The following is a 17,236-nucleotide window of genomic DNA, read 5'->3' as shown; positions in this document are numbered from 1 at the left end:
ATGAAACCCGCTCATATCCGACGCACTATTGCTACATCCCAAGTATTAGAAGAAATAACTGAAATCTGGTGTCAATGGCGTAGACAAAAGCTACCACTGTATTTATTCTTGGCGATGTGTTTCAACCTAGTGGTTGCACCTATGGTTTATGCAGCTACTGGTGAAGAACTTTCCCGCAGTCAATCTTGGGGATTGGGATTGTTAGGACTGACGACACTAGGGCTTTCCATCTATTTATTTTTTGTAATGTTTGTACCGGAGAAATTCTAATGAGTTTTGCACGTGAAGCTGGTAGAGCTGTTCGGTCTACCTTAGTACTCTGGGTTATTGGAGCGATTATTTATCCTTTTGCGATGATTGCCATTGGGCAAATTGTGTTTCCCTTTCAAGCAAACGGTAGTCTCCTGAAAAATGCTACAGGTCAAGTTGTCGGTTCTGCTTTGATTGGTCAACCTTTTAGTAGCGATCGCTATTTTAACAGCCGCCCCAGCACTACGAGTTACAGCACAGCCGATCCCAAAAAAGATGATGCGGGAGTTTTGCAAACCGGGGTTTCTGGCGCTAGTAACTTGGCTCCCAGTAATCCCGCATTAATGGAACGCATTAAGGGTAAAGATGACCCAGACCCCAGCAAAAAAGTAGAGGGTGACTTCAATCGTCTGAAAAAAGCAGGTGTGCAGCCGACTGGCGATTTAGTCTACACCTCTGGTTCTAGCCTTGATCCGCATATTACCCCGGAAGCTGCGATCGCGCAAATTGCACGAGTAGCCAAGGCGCGAGGAGTTCAACCGAATCAACTCGAAACTTTGATTGCTCAAAACACCGATGGGCGCTTTCTCGGCATCTTTGGCGAACCTGGAGTTAATGTGTTAAAGCTGAATTTAGCTCTGGATAAGATTAAAGGATAAAAGCTTAGTAAATAGTGAATAGTCCTCCTATTCGGAATAGTAATCTTTAATGATTACTGAGAATTGAAAACTTTAGATTCTCGATTTATTTAATAAATCGAGAATCTTGTTTTTACTAGGGATAAACAAAATCTATATCTCTAAATATATACCTGTTTATCTAATTAATAAATGCATATTTTATTTAATTAATACATACTATATATCTTCAAAATATATCCTAAGAACAGCATATTTTTTATGCAAAGTATTGCACAATACTATTAGAGTTAAAAAACATTTTGTGTTGAAAAATAAAAAAGCTTTAGAACCAAGCCTGTTTGGTGTTTTTATCGAAGATAATAGCGTTTACTGTGGCATTAATTTAAGTGATATTAAGTTACCGAATAAATGCGTTTTTCTAGGAGTTTTAAGAGAGACTCAAGTCATTTCAGCAACAGATAATCCTAGTATTTTCGCCGGAGATTACATTTTGGCAATAGCAACCCATCCTATGATTGTTCCCGCTCTCAAAGTTACTCTTAAAAAAATCCATTCTGTTTACTATTCCCTGAATAGTTGCTTATTGGAAGCTCGACTAACAGACAGTCAATCTGTTAATTCAGATTACTCAGAACTATCAAGCACTTTCAATTCCACATATTATTAGTAAAGATGAACATTTCCCGAAGAAAAGTAGAGGAAAATTTGAGCTTGCGGCAGTAGAAAGAAAATATATTTTTACCGCCTGCCTCCCTAAATTTACTGAATTTGAGTTCGACTAAATAAAGGTTTTTAATATGCATACTTCGGAGTTTTTCCGACTTTATGTATCCGCCCAAAAAAGTGTTCATCAGTCTACCCTGATTGAAGCTAACCTGTCTAAAGCAACACATAATGACACCAAACCACATGACGGAGACATTCCCTTTTTAGCAGTGTTTTTAGCTCACATTTCCTTCATGTTTGTTTGGGCAATTGTTGTTTTTCTCGTTTCATCTGTCTGCAAGGCACTAGAAGATCCCCCAGAAAATGCGGCACAAGATAAAGACGAAATAGTAAGCATCAAACACTTAGAGCAACATACCTGTAAAAAATGCCAATTTTTTAACAATAACTATTTCCTAAAGTGTGCAGTACATCCTACTACTGCTCTAACGAAACAAGCACTCAATTGTTCTGACTACAGCCCGAAATAGGTGAGTTTCTCACTATATATAATTCTCATGTAGCTGTAATCAGAGCGATGCCGTGTTAACCTGACAACCTTTAAACAAAGTTTGAAGCTTGGAAACTTCATTTGAAAAACCCAAACAAATTTTATGAAACAAAAAGAAACGGTATTTGTTATTCCGACTCATCGACTGAGAGATGTAGCACAGACTATCGAAAAGTATGATGAGAATTTCTGGGCAAATGGTCATGCTGTAAAAATTATCGTCTTTGATGATTCCAGCATTGCCAACCATGAGAAATATTACCCGCTTTTAGAGCAGACTAAGACAGTCAATGATGTGTTTTATGTCGGCCCTCAACAGAAAGAGCAATTTATTACATTTTTAAACGAAAGACTGCGCGATCGCAAGCTAGAATCACTAGTCAAAAACTTATTCCGACCTAGTTATGGAGGAAATCGCAACTTCACGCTGATGTATACCCTTGGACATTTAATGGTTAGTGCAGATGATGATATGCGCCCAGATGCCTTAATTGAAACTAGCCCAGAATCTTTATCAGGTGATGAAATATGTCGAGGAAAATTAATCAAGTCTAGCCAACAAGGTGGCTACGTCCACAAATCTTTTGACTTACTCACAGCTTTTGGTGATGTTCTAGGTCAAAAAGCCAGTCATGTACCAGAAAACTTCGAGGCTGGAGAATTAGTTCTTGATACAGCAATGGATTTAGAAACCAATACAACTAAAGGTTACTTTCGAGAGAATAGCCTTTTATTACAACAGGGGAGAGTATTAAATAATGCGATCGTTAAGATTGCCCAAACTTTTCGCACAGGAACTAATGATATCGATACACTTGATTTTATTCACATGTATCTCAATGATGAGAATCAAATTAGTCCCAATGACCTGAATGATTTTTATATTCTTACCAATTTTCGGCCTGTTATTACTAACAAAAATTGGAGAATGGATTGTGGAGTCGCTGGATATGATAATCAACTAGGTTTACCACCCTTTTTTCCCACTCGACTCAGGTTTGAAGATTATATTTATAGAATTTGGATACAGCAAGAAGGCATTGTGGCTGCACACGTTGATGCAGTCCAAAACCACATTAGAAATAACTATATGCGTAATCCTTTAGCTAGCGAACTATTTAATGAAGAAATATGTAGCTTGCTGAAAAAGAAGATTAAAAGCAGTGTTTATCATCTTGATGATTTGGGAATCAAGTTTGATTACTCTGGCGAAGTCACTTTACAAGACTCTGAGGAAATTTTGGAAAAAATCTCTGCTATCCACAGACAGGTAGTCAAAGCCTCAATTTCTACTCAGAATGAAGAACGTAAACTGTCTCTTCAATTATTTGCTGAGAACTTATCGAGAGTATTTTATGGATTTGAACCAGACTTTTTTCAGCAAAATGTTTCCAGAATTATCGATGATGTTATTAGCCAATTTCACGGTTCTCTAGAAATATGGCCAACTCTAGTAGAAATATGTTACTTTTACAAAGACAAAAAAGATTTACCACAAATTAGGGTAAAAAACAAGAAAATCAAGTCTAGGAATGGCACAAAATCGAGCGAAATTCTTGTATAAATATGACCTTTGGCAAATAAACAATCTGTAAGGTTTTATGATTCTTCATCCAGGGAAATTCTCTTAGTACACAGTTTCGTAAATTCGTTACCAATTCAGGGTTTAAGTTTTAACGCAGAGGAGCGCAAAGTTTGTTTGAGTCCATTCGCTACGAACTTAGACAAAGCTGTACTTAGACATATTCTTTCAAGACTTATACCAATTTAATGTGAAGTTGCACATATCTTGATCCCCCTAAATCCCCCTTAAAAAGGGGGACTTTAATAGATGTTTTTCCGGTTCCCCCCTTATTAAGGGGGGCTAGGGGGGAGCGAATTATATGCAGCTTCATAAAGAATTGGTATTAGGGATTTGAAAATAAAAAAATATCCCAAATATTTTTGTGATATGGGTGTCCTTACCCATCTCATATTCATAGGCTTTTTGGGGTTGAATGGTTCAGCCGATTTGAATATTGTGATTCGGACTGCTGTTTTGACTCCCAGTCAAACCTCCATTGGTATCGGTGGCGGAATCATAGCCCTTTCTGAGCCGGAGATGGAGTTTCAGGAAACGCTGGTTAAAGCTAAAGCCTTAATCGATGCTCTGCTTCTGACAATACACGAAACATCTGAACCAGATGTGTATCCCATTCTGGGATTAGAAGCAACAACCGCTGATAGTTATGAAAAATTATCTGACTAAATCAGGGGATTAATAAAGGATGGAGATGTGTTTGGGGTCGCTATCCCAACACAAAACTGGCTACTATTAAAGATTATTTACACTAACATTTATATTCAAATTCCCTTGGATAAAGATTTTTGGTACTGATTTTCAACCTGTAGAGACGCGTTAGTGCAGCCGTAAGAAGTACAATTTTGTGTATCCACCAAGGATTTTGGGCTTAACTGAACAGTATTGATTTATCTCCGACATTCGGCAGGTTGGAGGTTCAAAATAATTAACAATCAATAATTACTAATTTATGAGCAAAACCCCATATAGAAATAAACTTCCTTGATTCAGGAATAAATTTAAAGATAAAAAGCAAATACTGCAAATCAGGATTAAAAACAAGAAGCTAAAGTCCGTAAATAGCACAAAAACGACCGAAATCACCTTATTATAAACTCAACCTTTGGCAAATAAGCCATCTGCAAAACTTGACAATTCCTTATCTGTAAAAATTTTCTTAGATATATAGCTTAGGTAACAGCAATCTGATAAGATTCCCAACAAGTAGAATAATCACTTGTTCTCTTTTTCTTGAACCAACTGATTTTGGTTATTTTTTGGAAAAGGAAAATAAAAATGTCTCATCTATTGTGGAAAACTCTGGTACTAAGTCCAGTAGTTTTGGGAGTGACGGTGTTGGTTTCCGCTAAGGCTATGGCTGCTGCTGAAGTAGCAAGTTCTTCTGAAGATACAAAGCCAATAGCTGCTAATGCTTCAATATTCATTCAAACAGAGCAACCAAAAGTTAATCAGCAATTGGTTGCCCAAAAGACTGATGAAAATAAGGTTTTAGAAGAGGTTAATCGCTACAGCAACGAAGGCAAGAACCAGAATTCACTGTCTCAAGTCACATCAGTTTCTCAATTTTCTGATGTACAGCCGACTGATTGGGCATTCCAAGCTTTGCAATCCTTGGTTGAGCGCTACGGTTGTATTGCTGGATACCCAAATTCTACTTACCGTGGCAATAGGGCACTGACTCGTTATGAGTTTGCCGCAGGTTTGAATGCTTGTTTAGATCGAGTTAATGAACTGATTGCGACAGCAACTGCTGACTTGGTAACAAAACAGGATTTGGCGACTCTCCAGCGTTTGCAAGAGGAATTCTCGGCAGAACTGGCAACTCTGCGTGGTCGAGTAGATTCTGTAGAAGCACGGACTGCGGAACTTGAAGCTAATCAGTTTTCTACTACCACAAAATTGGTGGGTGAAGCCATTTTTGCCGTTACTGATATTTTTGGCAATAATAGTGGTGATGCCAATAATACTGTCTTTCAAGATAGGGTACGTTTAGACTTGCAAACCAGCTTCACGGGTAAAGACGTTTTACACACCCGTCTTGCAGCCGGGAATGCACTAGCCTTTACTCAAGTAGGGAATGGTGGTGGTGCTATCGATACTGCTGAAGGTACGCAAACATTTCAACTCGGCAGCACTAGTAACAACAGTGTCATTATCGACTGGCTGGCGTATTACGTACCCATAGGCCCAGCCCAAGTCTACTTTGCGGGCACCGGAGGTATTCATAGCGATTATGTTGCCACTAACAACCCTTACTTTGAGGATTTTGATGGCGGTAATGGTGCTTTGTCTACCTTTGCTTCTGAAAGTCCGATTTATCGGATTGGTGGTGGTGCAGGTGCGGCACTGACTTTACCCTTTGGTAAGGGTGGCAATTTTTTCAAACCAAGTTCGCTGACTATAGGCTACTTGGCATCAAATGCTAATAATCCTGGGACAAATCAAGGTTTGTTAGAGGGTAACTATGCAGCCTTGGGACAATTGAACTTTAGTGTTGGCGATCGCTTATCTATAGCTGCTACCTACGTTCATGGTTATCATGGTGCTGGAGGTGGTAATTTATTCGATCTAGGTGGTGGTTTGGGTAGCACTAACCGCGTCGTAGGTACTGGTCAAGCTAACACTCTAACTACCCTAAACGGATCTTCCAGTAATTCTTACGGTATAGAAGCAGCTTTTAGACCCAGCGACAAACTGTCAGTCAGTGGCTTCGTTTCTTACCACGATATCACAGGCTTTGGTGCTGGTGATGATTATGAAGCTTGGAGCTACGGTCTTGGGGTAGCCTTACCTGACTTCGGTAAAAAGGGTAACGTTTTAGGGATTTTTGCAGGTGCTGAACCTTATGCCTTTAACCGAGGCGGAGCTTTTGCTGGTACTGGTAATGATATACCTTATCACTTTGAAGGCTTTTACAAGTATCGCGTGTCAGATAATATCTCAATCACCCCTGGCGTAATCTGGTTGACCTCTCCTGGTCAAAACAGCAATAACGATGATGCAATTATCGGTACGCTGAGAACAACTTTCACCTTCTAAAGGTTTACGCAATTTGCTTTAGGGACGCATAACTATGCGTCCCTTTTGACTTCCGCCTTGCGGTACTGGGGATCTTTTTCAGGCGTTGCTATCAAGGGATGATTTTTGTAGGGTGGGCGACACGAGAGCCCTGAAATACAAGGGACGGGCAAGATGCCCATCCCACAAAAATAGCAAAATCATCCCGCAAATATGCAATGCCCTTTTTCAAAGCCAATTACCGATCGCAACCATTGGAGCCCAATATGCAGGATGATCGTACATAGTATTAACACCTTCAGATGGCGGTAATTTCTTAGCATGAATCATTCTGATTTGAGCCGTTTGCAAAGCCTCTGCAATACTCATGCCAGTGTTGCGATAGTTGGTGTAAAATGTTTTCACTAGTTCGGATGTCGATTGATCGGTAACACTCCACAAAGATGCGATCGCACTTTTAACCCCAACTTGCAATGCAACTCCAGCTAATCCTAGTGTGGCACGGTCATCGCCAACTGCGGTTTCACAGGCAGTTAGTGTGAGTAGTTCGACACTATCTGATTTGCTGTTGAGGTTTCGCAGTGAGTTTTCTAATTGGCTAATGGTAAGTTTTTGGTTTTTCCCGGTGACAATGAAGGTGTCTTCAGGAATAATCCCAAATTGAGCGTGACTAGCTATGTGAATAATGGGATATGTGGTTTTATCAAGTGTTTGTTGAAAACTTTCGGCGAGAAAATTATCGTCAATCAGAGGGGTATGATTGGGGAATATACTTTCAACTGCACTGACTTCATCGGGAACTGCAAAAAGCTGTTCAAAAGTCTTGCCGTCGATAGTGGCTTCTTTTGTCAAACCCAAAATTAACGCCTTTTGTGTACTGCGATCGCGTAGTTTAGGTGTGTTAAGTCGTAAACTGGGAGTTGTAGCAACCGCGTAGGTTTCAACTAAATATTTATTGAGTTTGCTGTCATAAAGTGCCGCCATTGGAATGCTACGCAAAAACCCATCCTGAATAAATACCAGAGTTTTGACTTTCTCCGGTTTGATATCCTCAGCAAAGGGGCGAATTATCCAATCATAAAGCTGTGATGCAATTGTTGTATCGTAGTTAATTTCTTCTCTTTTAACTAGTCCGGTGCGAAACTCGGCAATTTTTTTCTGTAAAGTATCGCTGCTAACTACTTTGTCACCTTGTTGATTGGGGTCTTCAATCCACTTAAATTTAGTTGCTTGATTCGGTAACTGCAATAATATCCCGGTTTTGCCATCTAAAATTATTGAACTCAAAAAGCCAGTATTCTTAAACGCTACACTATTATCTTCGAGGAGTTCGCCCACCTGTTTGGGATTCAACCCGCTCAAAATGCAATCATTGCCAAAATAATTCTGTAATTCTGCAAGTTTCAATGCATCGATGGTGTTAACTACTTTCGATAGTTCCTTGGCACGTCCTTCGTCTGCAATTGCCCCAACTCCTAGCAAATCGAGCCGCGACTGTGCCAATGTCCGGTATAGTGGGCGAACAACATCACGGAAGTCAAATTGTACATCCCGTTCGGCGGTCAAAATATCCTGGCGGATATCTTCTAAGGTATCAAATGCTCGCTGATAAGATGCGATCGCTTCTTCATTTCGCTTCTGTTCATCTAAAATCCGTCCGGCTTGCCACTCCCACAAATACAAGCTATCTTTTGCGCTTAACTTGCTGTCTGCTGCGATGATAGCAGCTTGGGTATATTTTAATGCTTTTTCATTCTTTAATGCTTTTTCGTTATCTGGGCTACATTCCCAGAAATGACCCAAAGCACCATTAGAAAATGAAATTAGACGATTGTCTTGTAATTTTTTACTTGTTAATACTGAGTTTTCAAGTAAATTTAATGCTTGGTTGTCACCATATAAAACCAGATGAGTTGGACAGTAGGTAAAAGGTGAACTTCCTTTAGCATCGTGCTGCAAGTATGCTAAATCAATTGCCCCATAGACTTTTGTGGCGGAATCGGGCAAAGCTTCGAGAACTTTTAAAGCATCCTTCAGGGCTGTGTTAAACTCCTCATCATTAATAAATTTGCTCTTATTTGCCTGGGAAGCCAACTGAATGAAATTTAATAATCCCCGTATCTCTGCTAAAGGTTGTTTTTCGTTGCGGGCAAATTTTATACTATCTTGAAAATATTGATAAGCTTTGTCGTAGTCTTCTTGTGACTTTTTAGTAAATTCATTTTCTCTACTAAAAATCCCAGCCTTCTTTGCCGAATCGGCTTGTAACTCTCGCAATTGACCGCGACTTTTGTAAGCATTACCCAAACTATTAAATACCAAAATTTTAGATTCTGGACTAACTTGTTGGGCCGTGTCTAAATACTTAATTGCTTGGTCGTAACTTCCGATTAAACGATATGCTTCACCGAGAATACCCAAAGCCGCAACATGACCGCGTTTGTCGTTGTATTTGGTGGCGATTTGTTCGGCACTTTCTGGAGTGCATTTTTCTGCCTGAATTGGTTGATTTTCGGAGCTTTTCGACTTATCTACTAGTTTGCCACACAAAAGTGCGATCGCTTTACGAGGTTGTCCCAAACTGCTGTAAACTTGGGCAAGTTCCGACTTCATACGTCCAACTTGCTGGATATTATTCACCGTATTATAGTCATGAATTGCTGCCGAAAACGATGCGATCGCGGCTTTATTTTCTCCTGTTTTTTGGTAAGCGCGCGCCAAATTTTCATTTACAACCGCCATAACTGACGGATTATTTTTATCCTGATTTAATGCCTCTTGCCAATTTTTTATGGCATTCCAAAAATCTCCGGTATTATAGTTTTTAATTCCTTGCTCAACTAGTGCAGTGACATTTGGAGTTTGTGCAGATACAAGTTGTCCAAAAAATAAACATATTACGAGACTTGCCAAAAATAATACTTTAATTAATCGATGGCGATTTAGTTTTTGGTAATGCTGGGTGAAGAGACGAATTCGCTTTGTGCAAAGTCGCAAAGGCATAAAAAGTAAGAGTTTGAGATATTTATTTTGGAATTTCATATTTTAATTTAGTAATTTGTATAGCCAAACCAGTGCAGTCTTTTCCCTTAGAGGCTGTTTGATTAGTGTTAGCTTCAGGTAGACGCTTTAGAGAGTCCGCAAGCGTCTGGGAGTTTCGCCCATAAGCAACTAGCATGTGAATTCTGTTTGCTTTTATTTTTTAACTTACCAGAAATAGGCATTGAAAACCAAGCTTTCGGAAAGTGTGCAGTTTTCTGCAATTTATAGGACTTACGAACTGTGCCAACTAGTCATGGTATGCTTTTGGCAGGCGGTTTAAGGCTGATCGTACTCCTCAAAAACCAAAATGCGATGGCCTAGTTTCAATATAAAACTTATGTACTAAATAAATGCGATCGCACCTTGCATTAAGAACGTTGCTCTAGGGAAACTTCAAAAAACCGAAGAATGCAGGAATGCGATGCCCTATTGCAGAAAACTGCATAATTAACAAATATCGCCTCTTTATATTGTCCAAAAGTGCAGTTTTATTAGATACTCAAATAATCTATTATGAATAGCACCTATGACGATCAAATACGCCTTAAATAAGTTTTTGCAGTTAGGATTGACGGGGTTTCTGGGTTGGTTAAGTATAAATCTGTTCATTAGTAAAAGCCTGGCACAGCAAAGTAATATCGTACCTGACAACACACTTGGCGCTGAGTCATCTCAAGTGATAGGCAACTTTCAGGGACAACCAATAGAAGTAATTACAGGTGGTGCGGTTCGCCAAATCAATTTGTTTCATAGCTTTGGAGAATTTAATGTTAGCGCGGAACGGGGGGCGTATTTCTTGAGTCCTAGCGCGGATATTCAGAATATTTTGGCACGGGTTACTGGTAATAACCCTTCCGAAATTTTGGGGATATTAGGCACATTTGGTAGTTCTAGCCCGAATTTATTTTTAATTAATCCCAATGGGATTGTGTTTGGAGAAAATGCCAGGTTAAATGTCCAGGGTTCATTTGTGGGGACGACTGCGAACGGGGTACAGTTTAGCAATCAGGGAAACTTTAGCGCCACAAATCCCAAAACAGTGCCATTGTTGACTATTAATCCTTCAGCGTTGTTGTTTAATCAGATTAATCAAGGTGAAATAATTAACCGTAGTAGCCAACTTGCAACACTGGGAAGTCTTTACTTAATAGGTGGAGATATTACATTTGATGGTGGCATTGCAGGTTCGCAGGGAAATCGTTTGGAATTGGGTGCAGTTGCAGGAGGAACAGGAAATGTTGAGTTGATTGGTAGTGGTAATCAAATGCAGTTAGCCTTCCCAGAAGGTTTATCAAAAGCGGATATAGTTCTGCAAAACAACGCCTTAGCTGCGACAAATGGAGGGGGCGCAATTACAGTTAACGCTCGTAATATCAGCCTTTCTGGTAGTAGTTTTATTAGTTCAACACTTCAATCTGGGGAAGGTCAGCCGAGTATTGCTGCGGGAGATGTAGTAGTTAATGCAACTGGCGATGTCACGCTAGATAATCTTAGCGGTATTGTCAGTTTGGGTTTAGAAAACTCTTTGGGCGATACCGGAAATGTTGCAATTAATGCTGAATCCATTCGCCTCACAAACCAAAGCCAAATCGGTAGTAATGGTACTAGAAGTCGGGGAAATATTATTTTAAATGCGAAGGATAACGTTAGTCTCGACAACAATAGTTTTATTAATACCACTGGAATATTAAATTCGATGGGTAAATCTGGTGATATTAGAATTACAACTCAAAACATTAATTTAAGTAACCAATCTAAAATTAATTCTACCAACATTGGACAAGGGCAAGGCGGAAAGATAACTCTAAACGCTCAAGAAGCAATTTCACTTAATAGTGAAAGTAATATTTCAAGTAGTTCTTCTGCATCTACTTTTGGTCAGATTAATAATCAACCTAGTGGTAATATTGAAATTAAAACGAGAAACCTCACACTTGATGGTAGCAATACCTTTATTAGTTCTTCAAATCTTGATGAGGGAAGGGGTGGCGATATTCGCATTAGCGCTGATGATTCAATTTATTTGAATGGTGATAACACTAACATTAGTTCAACATCTGAGAAAAGCGATGGTGGAAATATTCAGATTGAAACGCGATCGCTTATACTGGCCAATGGTGGAAACATTAGTACGCAATCGTCAGGAAGTGCTAATAGTGGCAATTTATTAGTTAACGCTTCAGACTCCGTTAGCTTAAGTGGCATCACAACATTTACTAATCCACAAACTGGAGAGGCAATTACTACAGGAAGTAGATTAGCAACCGGCGCTTTTGGTACTGGCAAGAGTGGGGAACTAACTATTAATACACAACGATTGAGTCTTAACGATGGTGGAGATATTACCACTAGTACTGAGCTTGGTCTTGGAGGAAATTTGACAATAAATGCCAAAGACTCAGTAGAGGTTGTAGGTCGCTCACCCAATGCTTCCAGTACTATCTCTACTAGTACTTTTGGTTCTGGAAATGCTGGAAGTCTTAATATTAGTACAGGTCGTTTAAGTATTCGTGACAGTGGAGTAGTCACAGCCTTAACATCTGGTACAGGTAAAGCAGGAAATTTGACCATAGATGCCAAAGGCTCGGTAGAGGTTGTAGGTGGTTCACTTAGCTCACCTAATAGTCGCAGCAGTATCTCTACTATTACTTTCGGGTCTGGAGATGCAGGGAGTATGAGGATTAATGCGGCTAGTTTCAGTATTCGTGATGGGGCACGAGTCAGTACTTCTACCTTTGGTAAAGGTAATGGAGGAAATTTGACTGTTAATGCAGACGGTAGCGTGGAAATTATTGGTTCTTCTGCTGATGGTCGTTTTTTTACTGGTTTGGCTGCTTCTGCTGAATCAGGCTCATCTGGAAACGCAGGAGATTTGACAATTAATAGCCAAAATTTAATTGTGCGAGATGGCGCACAAGTTAGTACTGGTACATTTGGTGCAGGCAAGGGAGGGAATTTGACAGTCAATACCTCTAACAAGGTGCAACTAATTGGTACTTCTGCTGACGGTCGTTTTTTTAGTAGTTTGGGTGCTTCTGCTAATTCAAACTCAACTGGTGATGCTGGAAATTTGACGATTACTACTCAAGATTTACTTGTGCGAGATGGGGCAGCAGTTATTGCTGGAACATCTGGTGCAGGTAAAGGAGGGAATTTGACAGTCAATGCAAGCGGTAGTGTGGAAGTGATTAGTGTGTCTGCTAATGGTCTTAGCAGCTTGAATACATCCGCGAACCAAGGCTTAACAGGAAATGCCGGAGACTTAACGATTAACGCCCAAAATTTACTTGTGCGCGATGGTGGACAGGTGGGTGCAGTTACATCTGGTCAGGGTAAAGGGGGAAATTTGACTGTTAATGCCACAGAAAAAGTAGAACTGATTGGCACATCCGCAGATGGTAGTGTTCCCAGCGTTTTTTCGACTTCTGCTCTGGCAGGCTCAACTGGGGACGCAGGAAATTTGACAATTAAGGCTCAAGATTTATTTGTACGGGATGGGGCACAGATAACTGCTGTAACATCTGGGAGAGGTAAAGCAGGTAATTTAACTGTAAACGCTTCTAAAAAAGTAGAACTAATTGGTGCCTCAGCGGATGGTCGTATTACTAGTGGCTTGGCTGCTTCTGTTCAACAAGGTTCAACCGGAAATGCAGGAAGTTTAACGATTAATACTCAAGATTTACTTGTGCGAGATGGGGCACGGGTATTTACTGGTACATTAGCAGCAGGTAGGGCAGGGAATTTGACAATCAATGCCTCGAATAAAGTAGAACTAATCGGTACATCTGTTAATGGTTCTCCTGGTGGTTTGATTGCTTCTGCTGAAGCAGGTTCGACTGGAGATGCAGGAAATTTAAAGATTACTACCCAAAATTTACTGGTGCGAGATGGGGCACAAGTGTTAGCAAGTACGTTTAGTTCTGGTCGAGGGGGAAATTTAACTGTAAATGCTTCAGAAAGTGTGCAACTGATTGGTCAGTCAGTTAATAATAAGTTTCCCAGTGGTTTATTTGTTTCTGCGGAACCCAATTCAACTGGAGATGCAGGAGATTTGCAGGTTGATACCCAAAATTTACTTATAAGCGATCGCGCTGGGATATTTGTAAATAGTGTCGGGACAGGTAATGCAGGTATAATCACCATTAACAGCGATCGCATCAACCTAGACAACCAAGGTTCCCTCAACGCCAACACCCGCAGCCCAAATAAAGACCCCAACCGCGAACAAGCAACCATTAATCTTAACACCCAAAATTTAACCCTTCGTCATGGTAGCAACATTACTACCAATGCCACAGGCGAAAATGTCTTTGGTGGCAATATCAATATATATACAACAAAATTCTTAATCGCTTTAGAAAATAGCCGCATCAGCGCTAACTCAGATAATTCTCGCGGTGGTCGAGTTGTAGTCAACTCCCAAGGTGCATTTGTTGGTACTCAACCTAGCGATGTTTCCAAATATATTACAGCGACTTCTGGAGTCGGCTTATCGGGAACTGTTGAAGTTAATTCCCCTGACAATAGTTCCATTCAAAACAGCTTCATCGGATTATCACCAAACGTCATCGATACTAATGCACTCATCGCTAATAGTTGCATTTCACGAGGCACCAAGCGACAAGAAAACTCTTTTACCATTACAGGTTCTGGTGCTTTACGCAATAGTCCGGGAGATGTATTAATTTCAGCCTACACAACTGATGATGTGCGTAGTGTGGAACCAACACCACGTCCTTGGAAAAAAGGCGACCCAATAATTGAACCACAAGGATTGTATAGATTACCAAATGGGCAATTAATCTTGAGTAGAAGTTGTTCAAAATAAATATTGCACATATTGGGAAAATTCTATATGCAGTTTTCTGCAAAATGGGACGCACAATCATGCGATCGCACCATCCAAATCATGCAACTATATATGCATAAATGGTGAATGCATTAATTAGTCAATATCCCTTAATCTGAGTATTAAAGAAACGGTTAATAAATCGAAAACAACCAAAACCATCATTGATTAACCGTTGCTGATAAAAATCTTGTAATTTTTATTCACTCAGATTGAGAGGTTGATTATGTTTGCCAAACTATTTCGCAATACACTTTTAGCAACAGCTTTGGCATTACCAATAGTGCCATTAACCAACCAAAATGCTCTTGCAGACGAGCGCGATTTTTTAGTTTACAACAACAATGAGTTAGAAATCACTCAATTGTATGTATCCTCCACGAAATCTAAATATTGGGGTAGCAATATTCTCAATTCAGATATTGTTAACGGTTCATTTGACACCGTTACCTTTGGCAATAAGAGTAATCATTGTACCTATGATGTCAAAGCCATTTATAGCGATGGTACTTATGATGTCATGCGTCAGGCCGATCTTTGCAGTACCTATGGAATAACTTTTTATGGTCATGGAGGCGAGCATCAATAATCTTAGAGATTTCCAAATCGTTTCTTGATGATTTGCACTTTTATGCAATCATCAAGAAAACTATTATGGTATTTTAATTAAATAATAATATACTGTCCCAGACTTCAGCCTGGGAACACAATTTTAGAGAATCTACTAAGATCATGTCTGCTCTACTAATTATTAATATAGACATGATATAACATCATGTCTGCTTGATTAATTATTAAACATAAGTTGGATATCTGAGTATTTTATCCTCTCAGATACCCGATAGTGACTTGCAAAAATTTAGACCTTATCTTTTACAAATTTTACATATCATATATCAACAATGGGTTCATACTTTCGGTTTCCAAAGCTTTTTTTCATATTACTTACCTGCATCAGCATCACTCCACTTGCAGTATTTGCACAATCGACACCCCCACCAGGAGTCACAATTCCCCCCGATACACCAGGGAAAGTTGAAGAAACTCTACCCCAACCATCACCTACACCAACACTTGTGCCTACACCAGCGACACCAACTGTTCCCATACTCCCATCACCCCCACAGGAAAATCTACCCGATAACATCTTTCCTAGCGGTGAAAAGTTCTTTGTCAAAGAAATTCAAGTCACAGGCTATTCTGTTTTAAAAGATGAAATCATCAAGTTAAAACAGCCTTTAGAAAATAAAAACATCACATTTGAGCAGTTATTACAACTGCGATCGCAAATCACTAAACTCTATGTTGATAATGGCTATATCACCAGTGGTGCATTTATTTCTAACAATCAAAATGTCGCTAGCGGTGTCGTGCAAATTCAAGTTGTCGAAGGCGAACTCGAAGGAATTTCCATTTTAGGGTTACAAAGATTGCAGCCTGGGTATGTGCGTTCCCGGATTAAACGCCTTGCAGGTAAGCCTTTAAATCAAAAAAGTATCGAACAAGCGCTACAACTATTACAACTTGACCCGGTGATTCAACGAGTTAATGCTGAGTTAACCGCAGGTAGCACTCCCGGAAATAATATTTTACAGGTGACAATTACCGAATCGCCACCATTCCACCTTGGAGTTACCTTTGCAAATAACCAATCAACTAGCGTCGGCTCAGAACAAGGGAGTGTTTTTCTTGCTCACGATAATTTATTAGGATTTGGCGATAAATTTAGTGCTGAATATGCTGTTAGCGAAGGTTTAGACATTTACGATATCAATTATTCTATTCCCTTTAACGCCTTAGATGGAACCATTGGTGTCCGCTACAGCAACAGCGCTAGCCGCATTATTGAAAGCGAATTTCGTGACTTAAATATCCGCAGCGAAGCCGAAACCCTTTCTTTTAACGTCCGTCAACCGCTAATCCACACGCCAAACAGAGAATTAGCTTTGGGTTTAGCATTCGATTTACGGCGCAGTCAAACTTACATCCTGAATGATATCCCCTTCTCCTTTACCGAAGGGCCCGAAGATGGGGAATCAAGAGTTACGGTAATCCGTTTTTCTCAAGATTGGTTACAACGTAATGCTAACAGTGTTTTAGCGGCGCGATCGCAATTTAGTTTTGGGATTGATGCAATTGACGCAACCGTTAACGATAGTGGTACTGATGGGCGCTTTTTCTCTTGGGTGGGACAATTTCAATGGGTACAACGCCTATCTCCCCGCATCTTGATGCTAGCCAAAGTTAACACTCAACTTACTCCTGATTCCTTACTTTCCTTGGAAAAAATTAGCATTGGAGGAGTTGATACAGTGCGCGGTTACGATCAAAATCAAATTGTGGCTGACAATGGGGTAGTTGGAGGTGTGGAAGTTCGGATTCCCCTGGCATCAAATGTAGAAACAATACAGCTAATTCCGTTTTTTGACATCGGTACAGCTTGGAATAATCGCGGTATTAATGCCGACTCGCAAACAATTGCTAGCTTGGGGTTGGGTTTGAACTGGCAACCTTTTAACGGTTTGGTATTGCGTGCAGACTATGGTATACCATTAATGGGCACAAGCGATCACGGTAGTTCTCTGCAAGAGAATGGCTTTAATTTTTCAGTGCGATATCAGCCTTTTTAAAAGCGAGAT

The 17,236-nt window shown here is 40.0% G+C and carries 10 protein-coding genes and 1 pseudogene; 10 read left to right on the top strand and 1 reads right to left on the bottom strand.

Annotation, left to right across the window (positions count from 1 at the left end):
- From ACM0OX_RS06440 to ACM0OX_RS06410, 7 genes and pseudogenes are all read left to right on the top strand, one after another.
- Positions 1-270 carry a potassium-transporting ATPase subunit F gene (locus ACM0OX_RS06440; RefSeq protein WP_414514023.1) on the top strand — a complete coding sequence of 90 codons (270 nt, stop codon included), beginning with the start codon at positions 1-3 and terminating at the stop codon, positions 268-270.
- Positions 270-908, top strand: coding sequence for a K(+)-transporting ATPase subunit C (kdpC, locus tag ACM0OX_RS06435; RefSeq protein WP_414514021.1), 639 nt, complete (start codon positions 270-272; stop codon positions 906-908). Before ACM0OX_RS06440 ends, kdpC begins: the two co-directional genes overlap by 1 nt.
- A gap of 283 nt (positions 909-1,191) precedes the next feature.
- Positions 1,192-1,557, top strand: a complete 366-nt coding sequence (locus tag ACM0OX_RS06430; protein WP_414514019.1) for a TrkA C-terminal domain-containing protein — start codon at positions 1,192-1,194, stop codon at positions 1,555-1,557.
- Positions 1,558-1,687: 130 nt separating this feature from the next.
- On the top strand, positions 1,688-2,086 hold the full coding sequence (locus ACM0OX_RS06425) for a hypothetical protein (protein WP_414514017.1): 399 nt from the start codon (positions 1,688-1,690) through the stop codon (positions 2,084-2,086).
- A gap of 123 nt (positions 2,087-2,209) precedes the next feature.
- On the top strand, positions 2,210-3,670 hold the full coding sequence (locus ACM0OX_RS06420; RefSeq protein WP_414514015.1) for a hypothetical protein: 1,461 nt from the start codon (positions 2,210-2,212) through the stop codon (positions 3,668-3,670).
- Between the two features lie 414 nt (positions 3,671-4,084).
- Positions 4,085-4,354: pseudogene (locus ACM0OX_RS06415) on the top strand (chorismate-binding protein); the annotation flags it as partial.
- 609 nt (positions 4,355-4,963) lie between these two features.
- Positions 4,964-6,727, top strand: a complete 1,764-nt coding sequence (locus tag ACM0OX_RS06410) for an iron uptake porin (protein ID WP_414514014.1) — start codon at positions 4,964-4,966, stop codon at positions 6,725-6,727.
- Between the two features lie 207 nt (positions 6,728-6,934).
- On the opposite strand, the gene ACM0OX_RS06405 is transcribed toward ACM0OX_RS06410, so the two are convergent.
- On the bottom strand, positions 6,935-9,748 hold the full coding sequence (locus ACM0OX_RS06405) for a CHAT domain-containing protein (RefSeq protein WP_414514012.1): 2,814 nt from the start codon (positions 9,746-9,748) through the stop codon (positions 6,935-6,937).
- A 526-nt stretch (positions 9,749-10,274) separates the two neighbouring features.
- On the opposite strand from ACM0OX_RS06405, the gene ACM0OX_RS06400 reads away from it, so the two are divergent.
- From ACM0OX_RS06400 to ACM0OX_RS06390, 3 genes are all read left to right on the top strand, one after another.
- The gene (locus tag ACM0OX_RS06400) at positions 10,275-14,576 is read left to right on the top strand and encodes a beta strand repeat-containing protein (RefSeq protein ID WP_414514010.1); all 4,302 of its coding nucleotides are present in this window, start codon (positions 10,275-10,277) and stop codon (positions 14,574-14,576) included.
- A 247-nt stretch (positions 14,577-14,823) separates the two neighbouring features.
- Entirely contained in the window at positions 14,824-15,186 is a 363-nt protein-coding gene (locus ACM0OX_RS06395; protein ID WP_414514009.1) for a hypothetical protein, read from the top strand.
- A gap of 313 nt (positions 15,187-15,499) precedes the next feature.
- On the top strand, positions 15,500-17,227 hold the full coding sequence (locus tag ACM0OX_RS06390) for a ShlB/FhaC/HecB family hemolysin secretion/activation protein (protein WP_414514007.1): 1,728 nt from the start codon (positions 15,500-15,502) through the stop codon (positions 17,225-17,227).
- The last annotated feature ends 9 nt before the right edge of the window (positions 17,228-17,236 follow it).

Source organism: Nostoc sp. PCC 9305, assembly GCF_963920915.1.
Lineage (GTDB): Bacteria > Cyanobacteriota > Cyanobacteriia > Cyanobacteriales > Nostocaceae > Nostoc.
The sequence above is the reverse complement of the archived record's forward strand: the minus strand, read 5'-3'. Positions and strand labels throughout refer to the sequence as shown.